The following is a 15,751-nucleotide window of genomic DNA, read 5'->3' on the forward strand; positions in this document are numbered from 1 at the left end:
GCCGAGGGCTCAGGTCAGCAGCTTCTCGAGCACGGAGAACAACCGGTCGCAGTGCGGCGCCCGGGCGCGAACCTGCGCGGAGTCCACCTGCTTGAGCAGCTCCGAGCAGTGGCGAACCTTGTGGTACTCGCCCTTCCGCGTCCCCTGCGTCGCCTTCTTCAGCGAGGCCTCCAGGGTGTCCTTGGCGATGTGCTCCACGTTGGTTGTCCTGGGCAGGCTCGCGAGCGAGAAGCCCTGACCGTAGAAATCCTGGAGGGCCTTCGGGTCGGCCATGAGCCACGCCTCGACGGTTTGGACCATCAAGTGGCAGGAGTCCGCCGAAGCCTCTCCGGGCCGCCTCCATGATGGGTCGCGGGTGGCGAGGTGCTCCCATGGCGTGCCCGTCACAGGTCCTTCGGAATCAACGAGGAGGATGTTGACCGCGGACGCATGACTTTTGAGCGCGTGTCTGAACGCATGGAATGCCTCGCCACGCGAACCACACATCACGAAAGCCCACCGGACCCGGCTCTTCTGACCAAGTGTCACGGACGCATCGAAGAATTGCCTGAAGCCGTGGCGTAGAAGGGCCTTGCCATCCGCGGACGTTCCACCGCCCTCGATGTAGAGCCGTATCTCCTTCACCATCGGGTTCCCCCCAACTCACCCATCCGCCAGACCTCCCCCAGGCTGTACCGCGACAACCACTCCGACAGCTTTTCCTTCTCCAGGCGCCGCAACACCGTTCCGCCCTGCTCCTGCTCACAGACGACGACGGACTCCGGCACCTCCGAGAGCGCGGAGACCAACGTATCCGAATGCGTCGTCACGATGAGCTGTGTGCGTGTGCTCGCTTCGACCAGCAGCCGCCCGATGACCGGAATGATGTCCGGATGAAGCCCCAACTCTGGCTCCTCGATGCAGACCAGGGGCGGAGGCGTTGGGTGGCACAGCAGGGTGAGCAGACAGAGGTAGCGCAGCGTCCCATCGGACAACCGGGTCGCGGGAATGGGAGCGCTCAGACCTTCTTCACGAAAGAACACCTGCACGGTTCCGCCAGAAATCTTGACCGAAAAATCCTCCACGCGCGCGTAAAGGAGCCGGAGATTTTCCAAGAGAGCTTTCTTCACGCCGGGACGAAACTCCAAATCATTGAGCACAAGTCCCAAGTTGCTTGCATCCTCCAGCAAGAAGTCTCCTGGAAGGTCCACCCTTTGAGGAAGCCGCGGAGCCGTATACCGCCCCACGTTCCATTCACGGTGCAGCGAGAAGCGGCCCAGCAACGAATTCACATGGGTCAGTTCCGGGTAAACGTCCGCATCGCGCCGCTGCGAGAGGATGGACTGCTCAGAGCTGACTGAGTCCCGCTGCAAGACCCTGGGTTGGCGCCCTGTCAGAGTTCCTGGCTGGTCCTCTGCCTTCACGCGGGCGTTGATGACGGGCTTGCCGGACTGGTAGCGATAGAAGAAGTAAGGCTGAGCCAGATTCTTCTGCGGACGCTCATTCTCAATAACCTCATCGGACAGTTCCAAGCGTTGGCCCGCTGAGGTGAATGCCAACTGGTAGCGCAGCGGCATGACGCCTTCCGGGTAGTCCAGGACGACTTCCAGCCTCGCGGTGGTCGGCCCGGATTCCGTCCCCCCTTTCCACAACCATTCCGTGACGCCTCCGCCTTCACGAATGGGCGCCAGGAGGTTGCCGGGCGTTGACCGCAGCAGGCCCAGCGCCTCGATGAGGTTGGACTTTCCGGACGCGTTCGGCCCGATCAGGACGTTGAGCGCCCGAAGGGGAAAAGCTTCGGAGTCAGGTCCAAATGAGAGGAGGTTCTGGAGGCGGATGCTGCGGAGCATCCCTTTACTCTAGCCGGGACTGGACAGCTCTAGCTCCATTCTGGCTACAGCGTGTCCAGCAGCTCCCGGCACTCGCGGCGCCAGTGGAGCGCGGTGGCGGGCACGGGGCTCACGCGCACGGAGCCGTCCGCGGGCTCTCGCGACAGCAGGCGCACCTCTTCCGGGCGCACGTGCTCCAGGAGCTCCGGCGAGTGCGTGGCCAGCACCACCTGCACCGGCTGGCCTCCCGTGGACTCGCCTCGCGTCATGGCGCGCAGCAGCTCCAGCACCTCGCGCACCAGGCCCGGGTGCAGGGCGCGCTCCGGCTCGTCCAGCGTGAGCAGCTCCGGCAGCGGGCGCTGGTAGGGCAGCACCAGGAACGCGAGCAGCCACAGCACCCCGTCCGACACGTCGTCGGGGCCGAACCACACGTCCGGGCTCCAGCGGTCGCGGAAGCGCAGCCGGAAGGCGCGGTCCTCCAGGTCGCGCGCCACGTCCACCTCCGACAGCGACGGCACCCGCTTCGCCAGCTCCCGGGAGATGACGTCCCGCGTGGACATGGGCAGCGCCGCGAAGACGCTCGCGAGGTTGCCGCCCTTGCGCTCCAGCCACGTCGCCTTCGCGGACGAGCCTCCCGCCCGCAGCGCCTCCATGCTCAGCGTCAACTGCTGCGTGGAGTGCCCCTGCCCGGGCAGGGTGTCCATCACGCTGAACGGATACTCCACGCGCGTGCGGTCGCCGTGCGCGTACGTCCACTCAATCGAGAGCGGGCGGGACTCGTCCCGGCGCCAGAAGTCCGACGGCTCGTACGCGAGCTGGTGCTGGAGCCCCTCCAGCACGGCCGTCTTCCCCGACGCGGAGGGCCCCACCAGGACGGTCAACGGCTCCAGGGTGAGCTGCACGCGAAGCAGACACCGGTAGTGCTCGAAGCGGACGGAGGCAATCACAGCCGGAAGCCTAGCGGCCTCCCCCCAGGGGCCGTCCATGGCTCCAGTCGGACCCACGCTCCGCGTGTGGGGCCTTCAGGCCCTCCAGGAGACCCGCCCCGCGGCCATCAACACCCCGCCCACCGCCAGGGCCGCGGACAGGCGCGGCCGGGCGGGCGCTTCGTCCGGCACGTCCTCGCCGCGCCGCAGCGCCTTCCGCAACACCTGCGCCAGGTGCAGCGGCTGACGCCCCGTGGCCTGGCGGATCTGCTCCCGGCAACTGAACCCGTCCGCGATGAGCAGCGTGTCACGCGGCGCGGCGCGCACCCTGGGGAGGATGACCCGCTCGCCGCAGGCCTGGGACACGCCGTACTTGTCGCGCTCGTAGCCGAACGCGCCCGCCATGCCGCAGCAGCCCGAGTCCGGCTTCTCCCAGTCCAGCCCCGTGCGGTCCAACCACTGCTTCTCGTCGTGGAACTTCATCACCGCCTGGTGGTGGCAGTGCGCCTGCACCAGCGCCCTCCCCTCCAGCTTCGGGAGCTGGAGGTCCGGCGCACGCTTCCGCAACAGCTCGCTCAGCACGTACGTCTGCGCGGCCAGCCGCTGCGCGTCCTCGTCATGCGGGAAGAGGTTGAGCAGCTCGTCGCGGAAGACCGCCGCGCAACTGGGCTCCAGCAGCACGAAGGGGACCCCCGCGCGGATGTCCTCGCGGAAGCGCGTCAGCGTGTGCCGCAGCAGCGCCTTCGCCGTGTCCAGCATCCCGTAGTCGTAGAGCGGCCGGCCGCAGCAGACGAAGCCCTGGGGCACGCGCACCTCGAAGCCCGCCGCCTCCAGCACCTCCAGCGCCGCGGAGGCCGTGTCCGCGTGGAAGAAGTTGTTGAAGGTGTCCGGGAAGAGCACCACCGGGCCTCGCGGCCCCACCGCCGGGCGCCTGCCGCGCACGCGCCGCTGGAAGGGCGTCGCGGTGAAGCGGGGGACCTCGCGCGCGGGGTGCACGCCCGCGGCCGCCTTCGCCAGCGTCCGCAGCCCCGGCGCGTGCGTGAGGAGGTTCGCCAGCCACGGCACCCTCCCGCCCACGCGGGCCCAGAACATCACCAGGCCAAAGGCATACGCGTGCCGGGGACGCAGGCGGCCCCGGTAGTGGTGGCTCAAGAACTCCGCCTTGTACGTGGCCATGTCCACGTTCACCGGGCAGTCGGACTTGCAGCCCTTGCACGCCAGGCACAGGTCCAGCGCGTCCTTCACCTGCGGGCTCCTCCAGCCCTTCCCCACCACGTCGCCGCGCAGCATCTCGAAGAGCAGGTGCGCGCGGCCTCGCGTGGAGTGCCGCTCCTCGTGCGTGACCATGTAGCTGGGGCACATGGTGCCGCCCCCGGTGCGCCGGCACTTGCCCACGCCCACGCAGCGCGTGGTGGCGCGCGAGAAGCTGCCCTGGTCCTCCGGGAACCGGAAGTGCGTGCGCGGCTCGGCGGGGGCGTAGCGCGTGCCCAGGCGCAGGTTCTCGTCCAGCCGGTACGGGTCCACGACCTTGCGCGGGTTCATCCCGCCCTCCGGGTCCCACAGCCGCTTGAACTCCCCGAAGGCGCGCACCAGCTCCTCTCCGAACATCTTCGGCAGCAGCTCCGCGCGGGACTGGCCGTCGCCGTGCTCGCCGGACAGCGAGCCGCCGTGGCGCACCACCAGGTCCGCCGCCTCCTCCACGAAGCGGCGGTAGCGCGCGATGCCCTCGCGCGTGCGCAGCTCGAAGCTGATGCGGCAGTGCAGGCAGCCCTGGCCGAAGTGGCCGTAGAGCGACGCCTTGTAGCCGAAGCGGTCCAGCAGCCCGCGGAAGTCCCGCAGGTACAGGCCCATGCGCTCCGGGGGCACCGCCGAGTCCTCCCACCCCGGCCATGTGTCCGCCTCTCCCGGGATGAACGCCGTGGCGCCCAGGCCGGACTCGCGGACCTCCCAGATGAGCTCCTCCTGCGCCTTGTCGTCGTAGAGGTGCATGGACGGCGCGTGGCCTCTCGCCTTCAGCCGGTCCATCAGCGCGTGCGCCTTCGCGTCCGAGTCCGCCTTGGAGTCCCCGCCGAACTCCACCACCAGCCAGCCCTCGCCGTCCGGCAGCAGCGGCAGGTCCTGCACGTGCAGGTGCTTGCGCCGCATCCCGTCGATGAGCTTCGCGTCCATGCCCTCCAGGCCGATGGGCCCCGCCTCCACCACCTCCGGGACGTCGTCCGCGGCGCGGAACACGTCCGGGTAGCCCAGCACCAGCAGGGAGCGCGCCCCGGGCTCCGGCACCAGCTTCAGCGTGGCCTCCAGCACGGTGACGCAGGTGCCCTCGGTGCCCACCAGGGCGCGCGCGACGTGGAAGCCGTTCTCCGGGAGCAGCTCGTCCAGGTTGAAGCCGGACACGCGGCGGGGGATGCGCGGGTACCTGGCGCGGATGAGGCCGGCGTAGCGATCGCGCAGCGCCTTCATGCCCCGGTACAGCTCGCCCACGCGGCCGGGCTCGCGCATCAGGCGCGCCAGCTCCGCGTCGGACGTGCGGCCCACGCGCAGGCGCACGCCGTCGTAGGTGAGCACGTCCAGGGACTCGGTGTTGTCCGCCACGCGGCCGGCCATCTGCGCGTGCACGCCGCAGGAGTTGTTGCCGAGCATCCCGCCCAGCGTGCAGCGGTTGTGGGTGGCGGGGTCCGGGCCGAAGGTGAGGCCGTGGCGCTTCACGGCCTCCACGCGGAGCACGTCCAGCACGGTGCCGGGCTGCACGCGGGCGAGCCGCCGCTCGGGGTCGATGTGCAGCACGCGGTCCAGGTGCCGGGAGAAGTCCAGCACCACCGCCACGTTGCACGTCTGGCCCGCGAGCGCGGTGCCGCCGCCCCGGGACATCAGGGGCGCGCCGAACCTCCGGCACAGCCGCACCGTCTCCTCCACGTCCTCCACGGTGCGGGGGCACACCACGCCCAGCGGCACCTGCCGGTAGTTGGACGCGTCCGTGGCGTACAGCGCGCGGTCGCCCGGGTCGAAGCGCACGTCGCCTCGCACCCGGCGGCGCAGCTCGCGCTCCAGGCCCGCCACGTCCACGGCCCTCCGCTCGCGCGGGGCGGCGGCGCGGGGGCGGCGCGCGTGGCGCAGGGTGTCCAGGAAGGTCGTTGTCATGGGGAGGTCTCCACGGCGAAGCGGGCGGCGTCCGCCCGTTTGAGCTCCAGCCCGAGTCCGGGCCGGGACAGGTCCGGCGCCATCGCGCCGTGCACGGGCGGAGGGACGCCGTCGAAGAGCATCCGCTCCAGCCGCGCGTGGTCATGGAAGTACTCCACGTGCACCAGCCGCCGGGCGGCGCAGGCCACGTGCAGGTGCAGGGCCGGGGCGCAGTGCGCGGACAGGGGGACGTGGAAGGCCTCCGCCAGCGCGTCCGCCTGGAGGAAGCCGGTGAAGCCCAGGCAGCGCGTGGCGTCCGCCTGGAGCACGTCCACCGCGCCCGCCTCCAGCATGCGGCGGAAGTAGGGGCCGCTGTCGCCGTACTCGCCCGCGGCGACGTCCAGGCCCGCGGGCCCGCGGTCGCGCACGAGGCGCAGGCCGGACAGGTCGTCGCTGGAGACGGGCTCCTCGAACCAGGACACGCCAGCCTCGCGGAAGTCGCGCGCCAGGGCCAGCGCCTGCTTCACGGTGTACGCGCCGTTGGCGTCCACGAAGAGGGCGGGCCCGGGCCCCAGGGCCTCGCGCGCGCTGCGCACGCGGGCGGGGTCGGCGTCCGCGTGGGTGCCCACCTTCATCTTCACGCGAGGGATGCCCGCGTCCGCCCACCCCGTGAGCTGCGTCTGGAGCCGCCGGTCCGAGTAGCTGGTGAAGCCGCCGCTGCCGTAGAGGGGCGCGGCGGGGCGGGCCTGACCGAACAGCCGGGCGAGCGGCACGCCCAGCAGCTTCGCCTTCAGGTCCCAGAGGGCGGTGTCCACGGCGGACAGGGCCCGGGCCACGAGGCCGCGCGAGCCTGCGTTGCGCACCCGGCGCAGGAGCGACGCCATCCGCGCCGGGAGGTCCCAGGCGTCCTCGCTCACGAGCAGCGGGACGAGCATGTCGCGGATCAACGCGGCGCCGGCCGTGGCCGCGTACGTGTAGCCCAGCCCACGCTGGCCTCCGGCCACGGGCTCCACGAGCAGCAGCGTGGTGGACGTCCAGGCGAAGGTGCCATCGGACTCCGGCGGGTCCGTGGGCACGGTGTACGCGGAGACATCGACCCGCTCGATGGGCGCGGCGGCGCTGTCATGGCGGGTGGAGGGCGGCATCGGGTTCCTTCGGGTTCCGAGGGCTTCACGGTGAAGCTAGGCGCTGGGTACGGGATGGCAGTGCGGCGGGACCTCTCGCACGCACGCTGTCCGGGACGTGCGCCGGGCGCTCCGTGAGGCGCGTCCCCTGGGCGGGTGCCCGCGCGGGCCTCCGTCCCCAGGTTGAGGCCAGAGTGGATCCGGGGCGCGGAAGGCCAGGGCCCTCCGGGCCGCTCGGGAGGCTGGGCATGCGCAAGCAGCAGCGGACTCGGGCGGTGGACCTCGCGGTGGCGCCATGGAACCCGGTGCGCGATGTCGTGCTCCCGGGTGCGGTCGCGGGAACGTTGGGCGCGTTCGTGATGGCGGTGCTCGCCTGCGCGTTCTCGGGCGTGCTGCACGGCGAGCCCTGGAGGCCCGCGCTCCTCGTGGCGGGGCTGTTCTTCCGCGATGGCGCGGCCCACGGGGTCTTCGCCGTGGTGCTCGGCCTGCTCATCCACTTCGCCGTGGCGGGCGGACTGGCCACGGGCTTCGCGCTGCTGCTGCCACGCCGGGGGACCGCCGTCGCGGCGCTCTGCCTGGGGGTGCTCTACGGCATGGGCCTGTGGACGGTGATGACCTGGTTGATGATTCCCTTCTCATCTCCCCCGCTCTCGCGCGCGGCCCCGACCTCGATGCTGTTCCTGCTGCACCTCGCCTTCGGCGCGGCGCTGGGCACGGTGCCCGCCGCACGCGACGTCCTCACCCGCATGGACCGGCTGCGCCGTCAACTCCGGCGCTTGAAGCAAGCGGCCTGAACGGACAGGGATTCAGTGCCGCCCGGTACCGTGCGGCGGAATGCAAACCCATCCCATCAAGGCCTCCAGGCGCGCCTGGTTGCTTCTGTCATTCCTGTTGGTTCTCCTCGCCGCATGCGCCGAAGGCGTAATGACCGCGACCGGCGGCATCCGGAAGTGGGTGGGACCGGAGGTGCGGGTCCCTGGCGGTGGGAACTTCCGCACGGTCATCTACTACGGCCCCTGGCAGTGCAGCCCCAACCTCATGAACTACTGCCGAGACAAGTGCTCAGGCGAGGCTACGCGCTTCAAGGCTGCATCTGGCTCGCGGACGTGAAGATGGACTTCGTGGGCGATATCGTGCGCGCCGGGAGCCGGTTCGGCATGGCGAACTGCTGCTGCAGCTATCCGACCTTGAGCAAGGCCCAGAACGACTCGGCCCGGGCGAAGTGGAAGTCCATCCGCGATGGCTTCCGGGAGCGGTGGTCCGAAAAGTTCGGTGAGTGGCCGCGCGAAGCGGACGGATCGCCATACCCGGCGCACCACGTTCGCGACCTCAAGCATGGAGGCAACCCCACCGACTGGGACAACATCATCCCCTACCCCAAGGACATTCACGAGACGCTGTTGGGGCTCTACAACCAGTGCTACGCGGGCCAGCCCCCATGGACCACCGCTGGGGGAAGCTACCCCTACGGAGAGTAGCCACATGCCGACGATGACCGAACTGCTGGAAGCGGTGTCACGGCACCACTTCCCCAACCCACCCGCGACGCCTGCCCAGGTCGAGGCGTTCGAGGCCCGGATGGGATGGCGGCTGGATCCGGACATGCGCGCGTTCTACCTGCACTGCGACGGCGCGAAGCTGTTCGACCGCATCGACCCGGACTTCCACTTCCTCCCGCTGGCGATGATTCGCCGCGCACGGACGGTCATGCTCCAGGACGACAGCGACAAGGCCGGTCCCGCGTCCTGGTACGTGGCGTGCGCACTCCAGGACAGCAACTACATCCTCGTGGACGTGGGCCAGCAGTCCGGCGGGCGTTACCCCATCATCGACGGCTACCGGGAAGCGTTCCCCGACCCGTACTACTGCACGCGGATCGCCAACTCCTTCTCGGAGTTCCTCGCTGGCGCGCTCCACTCCGAACGACGCTGGTTCTGGCTTCGGGAAGAGACCTGAGCCGCGCGTCCCAAGCCACCAGGCAGGCAGCCGCTCCCCGCGCGCGACGGGCGCCCGGCGTGCATAACGTCCTCTCATGAGCCAAGGAGCGGTCCCGCGCGCCCTCACCCGGCTGCGCACCACACGCCTCGCGGAGAAGCTGGGCACGAGCTACTGGCTCATCCCCGCCTTCTGCGTGGCGGCGGCCGTCGCCCTGTCCTCCGGCGCCGAGGCGCTCGACGCACACCTGGTGCAGCGGGAGTCGGCCTGGTACCTCTTCCGCGGCGGACCGGAGGGGGCGCGCTCGGTGCTCAGCGCCGTGGCCTCTTCGATGATGACGTTCTCCGGCCTAGTCTTCTCCGTCACCATCCTCGTGCTCCAGCAGGCCAGCAACCAGTACTCGCCGCGCATCCTGCGCACGTTCCTGAGCGACCGGCAGAGCCAGCTCACCCTGGGCATCTTCGTGGGCACCTTCGTCTACGCCCTGCTGACCCTGCGGAGCGTGCGGGGCACCTCCGAGGAGCTGCACATCCAGGCCCACGTGCCGTCGTTGTCCGTCTGGCTGGCCCTGGTGCTGGTGCTCGCGTGCGTGGGCGCGTTCATCTTCTTCATCCACCACGTCGCCCAGTCCATCCGCGCCGTGGTCATCCTGGATCGCATCCGCGAGGAGACGTGCGCCACGCTGGAGCGGATGTACCCGGAGGGCGTGGGACAGGACGCGCACGACCCGGCCCTCCAGCGGCCCCAGGCCCCGCCGTCGCTGGTGGTGCCCCACGGGGGCGCCTCCGGCGTGCTCGTCACCGTGGACGAGGAGCGGCTGCTGGCCTGCGCGAAGAAGGCCGGCGTGCTGGTGGGGCTGGTCCCGATGATGGGCGACTTCGTGCCGCACGGCGCGCCCCTCTTCGAGGTCTGGGGCGACGGCGCGAAGCTCGACGTGAAGGCCCTGACCGACGCGGTGGGCACGGGGCGGGAGCGCACGCTCCAGCAGGACACCGCCTTCGGCTTCCGCCAGCTCGTGGACGTGGCGGAGCGGGCCCTGTCTCCCGGCATCAACGACCCCACCACGGCGGTGCAGGCCATCGACCCGCTCCACGACCTGCTGCGCCGCATGGTCCACCGGCGCTTCCCGTCCCCGTCACGCCAGGACGACACCGGCGCGCTCCGGCTGCTGTGTCCCCGGCCGGACTGGGACACCTACGTGCGGCTCACCGTGGATGAGATCCGCCTCTTCGGCGCGGGGGACCTCCAGGTGTCCCGGCGGCTGACCTTCCTGGTGACGGACCTGCTGAGCGTGGCCCCGGCCTTCCGGCGCGAGGAGCTGGAGCGGCAACTGCGCCTGCTGGACGCCAGCATCGACCGGTCCTTCCAGGACGAAAGCGACGCCGCCATGGCCCGCCGCCCCAGCGCCCAGGGCCACGGCCCGCGCTGAGCCCTACGGATTCAGCGGCCCCGCCGGCTCCGGCGGCCTCGCGCTCCTCGGGTCGCTCATCGCGCCCGGCAGGGCCTCCACCGGGAACGGGCCCGGCGGAATCGTGGGCCGGAAGCGCGTGCGCACCTCCAGCACGCACACCGCCAGCAGCACCGCCAGGAACACCACCGAGGTGATCAACACCAGCCCGTTGCTCGCGCGCTGCTCGCGCAGGTGCATGTAGAACAGGGCGATGAGCAGCCCCTTCGCCGCCGCGATGAGCAGCGCCACCGGCAGCGACCACGCGCCGTGCGGCAGCTTGTGCAGCCCGTACGTCAGCGCCGTCAACGCGAGCAGCACCCCGCCCACGATGAGCACCCCGGCCACGCCCAACTGGCGCTCCGGCTTCTCCACCGCGTCCTCGGTCACGGGCCCGCTCCTCATGACAGGTACAGGATGGGGTAGACGAACAACCAGATGACATCCACCAGGTGCCAGTACATGCCGCCCAGCTCCACCGGCGTCGCGTACCCCGCGCCGAACGTCCCTGACGCGGACCGCACGCCCAGCACCGTCAGCACGCTCACGCCCACCGTCACGTGCAGCGCGTGGAAGCCCGTCAGCAGGTAGTACAGCGTGAAGAAGAGGCTCGCGCCCACGCGCGGCACCTCCGTGAACCGGTACGCGTCCCCCGGCAATCCCCCGTCCTCCACGTGGTGCGCGTACTCCACGCCCTTCACGACCAGGAACACCACGCCCAGCAGCGCCGCCACCAGCAGCAACGCCCCGCCCAGCCCCGGCCGGTTGCCTCGCACCGCGTGCACCGCGAGCGCCACCACGATGCTGCTCGTCACCAGGATGAACGTGTTCAGCGTGCCCAGCCCCACCTCCATCGTGAGCTGCGCGGCGCGGAACGCCTCCGGGTACACCGAGCGATACACGCCATAGGCCGTGAACAGCCCCGCGAACAGCAACACCTCCGTCGCGATGAAGACCCACATGCCCAGGTACGCCGCCTGCTTGCGCGCGTCCTCGGAGCCCCAGTGCTCGGTCACGGCCTCAGGCGGCATGCGGCACCTCCTCCCGCGCGTACTCGTGCGGCCCCGTGGGGTACTCGGGCGGCGTGGTGAAGTTGTGCGTGGGGGGCGGGGACGCGCTCCGCCACTCGAAGCCCTCGCTGCCCCAGGGGTTGTCCCCCGCGGCGGCGCCGTACCGCAGGCTCCACGCCAGGTAGCCCGCGATGACCAGGAACCCGAACGCCAGCAGCGACGCGCCCGCCGTGGACGCCACGTGCAGCGACTGGAAGTGCGGCGGATAGTCCGCGTACCGCCGGGGCATCCCCAGGTTCCCCAGCAGGAACTGCGGCACGAACGTGGCGATGAAGCCGAAGATGATCAGCACCGCCGCGCCGTTGGCCAGCTTCTTGGGGAAGCACCGCCCGGACATCTTCGGGAACCAGTAGTGCAGCGCCGCCAGGAACGCCATCACCGTCGCCCCCACCATGATGAAGTGGAAGTGCGCCACCACCGAGTACGTGTCGTGCCAGTGCAGGTTCAACGACGTGGTCGCGTACGCCACGCCAATCATCCCCCCGAAGAAGAGGAAGAACATGAACCCCAGCGTGTAGATGAGCGGCGACTCGATGGCGATGGAGCCCCGGTAGAGCGTGCCCAGCCAGGAGAAGATCTTGATGGCCGTGAAGATGGCCACCAGCATCGACATGGCGCCGAACGCGCCCGAGCCGAAGGTGGACTGGCCGGACGCGAACATGTGGTGGCCCCAGGTGAAGAACCCCACGAACGCGATGCCCAGCGTGGAATAGACAATCATCCGGTAGCTGAAGGCGTTCTTGCGGCTGAAGGCGGACACCGCCTCGCTGATGACGCCCATGGACGGCAGCACCATGATGTAGACGGCCGGGTGGCTGTAGAACCAGAACAGGTGCTGGAAGAGAATGGGGTCGCCTCCGCGCGCGGGGTCGAAGATGCCCGCGCCCACCACGCGCTCCAGCGCCACCAGGAGCAGCACCATGCCCAGCACCGGCGTGGCCAGCACCTGGATGATGGACGTGCCGTAGATGGCCCAGACGAACAGCGGCACCTTCATCCACGTGAGGCCCGGCGCCCTCAGCGTGTGCACCGTGGCGATGAAGTTGAGCCCGGTGAGGATGGTGGAGAACCCGATGATGAACACGCCCACCAGCACCGGCAGCACCGCCGTGCCCGTGGTCGTGCTGTAGGGCGTGTAGAACGTCCAGCCCGTGTCCGCGCCGCCCTCGAACATGCCCCACAGCGCGACGCTGGCCCCCAGCACGTAGAGGTACACGGACGCCAGGTTGAGGCGGGGGAAGGCCACGTCCCGGGCGCCAATCATCAGCGGCACCAGGAAGTTGCCGAAGGCGGACGGGATGGCCGGAATCATGAACAGCCACACCATGGTGACGCCGTGGAGCGTGAACATCCGGTTGTACGCCAGGTGCCCCATCACGGTCCGGCCGGGCGTGAGCAGCTCGATGCGCAGCGCCAGCGCGAACAGGCCTCCCACGAGGAAGAAGAAGAGCGTCAGCCCCAGGAACATCACCCCGATGCGCTTGTGGTCGTGCGTGGTGAGCCACGACCACACGGTGCGCCCGTCCGACAGGTAGGACTCAGCGGCCGGTGGGGACATAGACGGGCTCCTCGGCCGCGGTGACACCCGGGCGTGGGGGACGCAGGGACTTGATGAACTCCACGAGCGCGCCGGAGTCCTCCGCGCTCAGCCGGCCGTGGTAGCCCGGCATCACGGGCGCGTAGCCGGCCACCACCTTCGCCAGGGGGTCCATCATGGACTCGGTGAGGTACGCCTCGTCCGCGAGCACCACGCCGCCGCCCTCCAGCGGCTCCTTCCGGCCGTACAACCCCAGCCACGTGGGACCGATGTGCGGCGCGCCCGTCACCGTGTGGCATTGCAGGCAGCCCTGCGCGGCGGCGACGCGCTCTCCCCGCACGGCCATGGACTCCGGGGTGCGGACGCCCGGCAGCGCGGCCACGGGGAGGTTGCGGCGCTGCGCGTCCTGCCACGCCTCGAAGTCCGCGGGCGGCAGCACCACCACCTCGCCGCGCATCTGGGAGTGGTCCAGCCCGCAGTACTCGGCGCACAGCACCAGGTGGCGGCCGGGCTTCGGAGCCTCGAACCAGAGGTCGGTGTAGCGGCCGGGGATCGCGTCCCGCTTCATGCGGAAGTCCGGCACGTAGAACGAGTGGATGACGTCCCGCGAGGTGAGCAGCAGCCGCACGGGCCGGCCCGCGGGCACCACCAGCCTGTCGATGGCGCTGGGGCCTCCGGGATAGGTGAACTTCCACATCCACTGCTTGCCGGTGACGTACACGTCCAGCGAGTCCTGGGGCGGGCTCATCACCCAGACGAACTGCTTGAAGCCCAGGACGAACCAGAGGAGGAACAGCGACAGCGGCACGCCGATGAACAGCGCCTCCATCCACGGTGCGGCCACCACGCGCGGCGTGGGGTCCGACGCCGTGCGCCGGTGGTAGCGCACGAGGAAGAAGATGCCGACGGCGCCAATGCCCACCGCCACCGCGAACGTGGTGAGCAGCAGGACGTAGTGCAGGTGGTCCACCTTCACGGCGAAGGTGGAGCCCTGCTCCGGGAGGAAGAACAGGCGTCGCAGCAGCTCGTTCATCGCGCGCCCCCTTCACCCTCGGAGAGCACCTGCCGCATGGCCGCGTCGATGGGCTGGTGGATGACGCCCGCGTCCACGTCCACCCAGCCGTAGCCCTCCAGTTGCTCGCGCTGCCGGGCCTTCAGCGCGTCCGCTCTCCGGTCCAGAGAGAAGGGGGGCTGATCAATCATGCCGATCTGCTGGGTGCTCGCGGGCACCGGGAGGGGGCGCTCGGTGCCGGGACGCCAGAGGACCCACAGCGCCCACGCCGCGACGCTGGCCGCCGCGAGCAGCGCCAGCGCCACGGCGCCGACGCGCAGCAGCCACGCGGTGGGCAGCCGCTCCAGCTCCGGAGGCGGTGGACGGGGTTCGCTCATGGCGGGCGCACCTGGAGCGAGTGGACGAGATACGGATCCGACACGGGCACGGGGTAGGTGCCACGCGCGAGCCAGAGGGCCGCCGCGACGGACAGCCCGCCCACGCCCACCCACGCGGTGAGCGCCGTCCACGGGATGACGACGGCCTCCGGGAAGAGCGAGGGGAACAGCAGCCACGCCACGTCCACGGCGTGCATCGCGAGCATCCACAGCGACACGGCCCCCAGCACCCGGGGGCGCGCCTTGAGTTCGCGCGACAGGAGGAGCGCGAAGGGGAGGATGAAGTGGCCCAGCAGCAGCACGAGCGACAGCACGCCCCAGCCGTCCTCCAGGCGGACGCGGTACCAGCTCACCTCCTCGGGCAGGCCGGCGATCCACATGAGCATGAGCTGCGAATAGGCGATGTAGGCCCAGAAGCAGACGAAGGCGAACAGCAGCGTGCCCAGCCGGTGGTAGTGGCCGGGGGACAGCAGGCTGCCGAAGTGCTGGGTGTCGCGCGTGGCCGCGCCCGCGATGATCATCAAGGCCAGCGCGCCCACGAACGCGCCAGAGAAGACGTGGACGGCGTAGACGGTGGACTGCCACGTCGCCTCCAGCGACATCATCCAGTCCAGCGTCATGAAGGAGAACGTGAGGCCCAGCGCGGGCAGCGAGCCGCCGCCCAGCCGCCGCTGCCACACCGTCCAGCGCAGGTCGCCCGTCGCGTCCTGGCTCACGGACCAGCGGTGCAGCAGGTGGCCCACGCATCCCCAGACGAGGAAGTACAGCGCCGCGCGCACCAGGAAGAAGGGCACGTTGTTGTAGAGCCGCCGGTGTTCGAGCACATGCAGCGTGTGTTCGCCCAGGTCCGCGGACGGAGCGACCCACGGATACAGGTGGCGCATCCCCAGCGCGAGCGGCACGAACAGCACAAGGAACAGCGGCGCGGTGGCGGAGCAGACCTCCAGCGCGCGGCGCAGCACCACGGGCCATCGCGCCTTCGACGCGTGGAAGGAGGCGAGCAGCAGCAGCGCGCCCAGGCACAGGCCCAGCCAGTAGGTGAACCCGAAGAGGTAGCCCGCCAACGCTTGGCGCAGGTCGAGGACAGCACCGACGGCGGTGGCGGCGAGCCCCACGACACCCAGCGCCGCGCTGATGAGCAGCGCACGCCGTCCGCCTTCGAAGCGTGGAAGCACGGGAGGAGTCATCGCGCGCGAACCTCCTCATGGCCGAACCGCACACGGAGGGTGGCGCGCGCAGAGGTCGAGGCCCCCAGGCCTTCCGACCTGAAAACAGTCTTCATGAGTGAGAAGCTGAGAGTCCCGCCAGGGCCCCCCTCCGGCGGCGCGGCCCTGAAACCTGTCCGACTGTCGGACAGGTTTGGACCGCTTCGGTCGCGGGGGCGGCTGCTCCACCTAC

15 protein-coding genes are annotated in these 15,751 nt (G+C 70.3%); 4 read left to right on the forward strand and 11 right to left on the reverse strand.

Annotation, left to right across the window (positions count from 1 at the left end):
- Nucleotides 1-9: 9 nt before the first annotated feature.
- From K8556_RS28610 to K8556_RS28630, 5 genes are all read right to left on the reverse strand, one after another.
- Nucleotides 10-627: a DUF4276 family protein gene (locus tag K8556_RS28610; RefSeq protein ID WP_223743284.1), complete on the reverse strand. Its 618-nt coding sequence runs from the start codon at nucleotides 625-627 to the stop codon at nucleotides 10-12.
- A complete protein-coding gene (locus tag K8556_RS28615) occupies nucleotides 621-1,829 on the reverse strand; it encodes an AAA family ATPase (RefSeq protein WP_223743285.1) in 1,209 nt (402 codons plus the stop codon). Before K8556_RS28615 ends, K8556_RS28610 begins: the two co-directional genes overlap by 7 nt.
- A gap of 44 nt (nucleotides 1,830-1,873) precedes the next feature.
- Complete coding sequence (locus tag K8556_RS28620; protein ID WP_223743286.1) at nucleotides 1,874-2,755, reverse strand: ATP-binding protein; 882 nt, start codon at nucleotides 2,753-2,755, stop codon at nucleotides 1,874-1,876.
- A gap of 75 nt (nucleotides 2,756-2,830) precedes the next feature.
- Nucleotides 2,831-5,872 carry an FAD-binding and (Fe-S)-binding domain-containing protein gene (locus K8556_RS28625; protein WP_223743287.1) on the reverse strand — a complete coding sequence of 1,014 codons (3,042 nt, stop codon included), beginning with the start codon at nucleotides 5,870-5,872 and terminating at the stop codon, nucleotides 2,831-2,833.
- Complete coding sequence (locus K8556_RS28630; RefSeq protein WP_223743288.1) at nucleotides 5,869-6,996, reverse strand: enolase C-terminal domain-like protein; 1,128 nt, start codon at nucleotides 6,994-6,996, stop codon at nucleotides 5,869-5,871. The genes K8556_RS28625 and K8556_RS28630 overlap by 4 nt, the downstream gene beginning before the upstream one ends.
- A 227-nt stretch (nucleotides 6,997-7,223) precedes the next feature.
- Between K8556_RS28630 and K8556_RS28635 the strand changes: the two genes are divergently transcribed.
- The 4 genes from K8556_RS28635 to K8556_RS28650 all read left to right on the forward strand — a co-directional run bounded on the left by K8556_RS28635 (nucleotide 7,224) and on the right by K8556_RS28650 (nucleotide 10,339).
- Nucleotides 7,224-7,769 carry a hypothetical protein gene (locus K8556_RS28635; RefSeq protein WP_223743289.1) on the forward strand — a complete coding sequence of 182 codons (546 nt, stop codon included), beginning with the start codon at nucleotides 7,224-7,226 and terminating at the stop codon, nucleotides 7,767-7,769.
- Nucleotides 7,770-8,033: 264 nt separating this feature from the next.
- Nucleotides 8,034-8,453, forward strand: coding sequence for a hypothetical protein (locus K8556_RS28640; RefSeq protein ID WP_223743290.1), 420 nt, complete (start codon nucleotides 8,034-8,036; stop codon nucleotides 8,451-8,453).
- 13 nt (nucleotides 8,454-8,466) lie between these two features.
- On the forward strand, nucleotides 8,467-8,931 hold the full coding sequence (locus K8556_RS28645; RefSeq protein WP_370639982.1) for an SMI1/KNR4 family protein: 465 nt from the start codon (nucleotides 8,467-8,469) through the stop codon (nucleotides 8,929-8,931).
- A gap of 76 nt (nucleotides 8,932-9,007) precedes the next feature.
- The gene (locus tag K8556_RS28650; protein WP_223743292.1) at nucleotides 9,008-10,339 is read left to right on the forward strand and encodes a DUF2254 domain-containing protein; all 1,332 of its coding nucleotides are present in this window, start codon (nucleotides 9,008-9,010) and stop codon (nucleotides 10,337-10,339) included.
- Between the two features lie 3 nt (nucleotides 10,340-10,342).
- On the opposite strand, the gene K8556_RS28655 is transcribed toward K8556_RS28650, so the two are convergent.
- The 6 genes from K8556_RS28655 to K8556_RS28680 are packed head-to-tail and all read right to left on the reverse strand — an operon-like array spanning nucleotide 10,343 to nucleotide 15,540.
- Nucleotides 10,343-10,747, reverse strand: coding sequence for a cytochrome C oxidase subunit IV family protein (locus K8556_RS28655; RefSeq protein ID WP_223743293.1), 405 nt, complete (start codon nucleotides 10,745-10,747; stop codon nucleotides 10,343-10,345).
- Nucleotides 10,748-10,758: 11 nt separating this feature from the next.
- Nucleotides 10,759-11,388 (reverse strand): cytochrome c oxidase subunit 3, encoded by a 630-nt coding sequence (locus K8556_RS28660; RefSeq protein WP_223743294.1) that lies wholly within the window; start codon nucleotides 11,386-11,388, stop codon nucleotides 10,759-10,761.
- Nucleotides 11,378-12,985 (reverse strand): cbb3-type cytochrome c oxidase subunit I, encoded by a 1,608-nt coding sequence (locus K8556_RS28665; RefSeq protein WP_223743295.1) that lies wholly within the window; start codon nucleotides 12,983-12,985, stop codon nucleotides 11,378-11,380. The genes K8556_RS28660 and K8556_RS28665 overlap by 11 nt, the downstream gene beginning before the upstream one ends.
- The gene (coxB, locus tag K8556_RS28670) at nucleotides 12,966-13,997 is read right to left on the reverse strand and encodes a cytochrome c oxidase subunit II (protein WP_223743296.1); all 1,032 of its coding nucleotides are present in this window, start codon (nucleotides 13,995-13,997) and stop codon (nucleotides 12,966-12,968) included. The genes K8556_RS28665 and coxB overlap by 20 nt, the downstream gene beginning before the upstream one ends.
- Nucleotides 13,994-14,353 (reverse strand): hypothetical protein, encoded by a 360-nt coding sequence (locus K8556_RS28675; protein ID WP_223743297.1) that lies wholly within the window; start codon nucleotides 14,351-14,353, stop codon nucleotides 13,994-13,996. The genes coxB and K8556_RS28675 overlap by 4 nt, the downstream gene beginning before the upstream one ends.
- On the reverse strand, nucleotides 14,350-15,540 hold the full coding sequence (locus tag K8556_RS28680; RefSeq protein WP_223743298.1) for a hypothetical protein: 1,191 nt from the start codon (nucleotides 15,538-15,540) through the stop codon (nucleotides 14,350-14,352). Before K8556_RS28680 ends, K8556_RS28675 begins: the two co-directional genes overlap by 4 nt.
- Between the last annotated feature and the right edge of the window lie 211 nt (nucleotides 15,541-15,751).

The organism is Corallococcus sp. AS-1-12 (assembly GCF_020036995.1).
GTDB lineage: Bacteria > Myxococcota > Myxococcia > Myxococcales > Myxococcaceae > Corallococcus.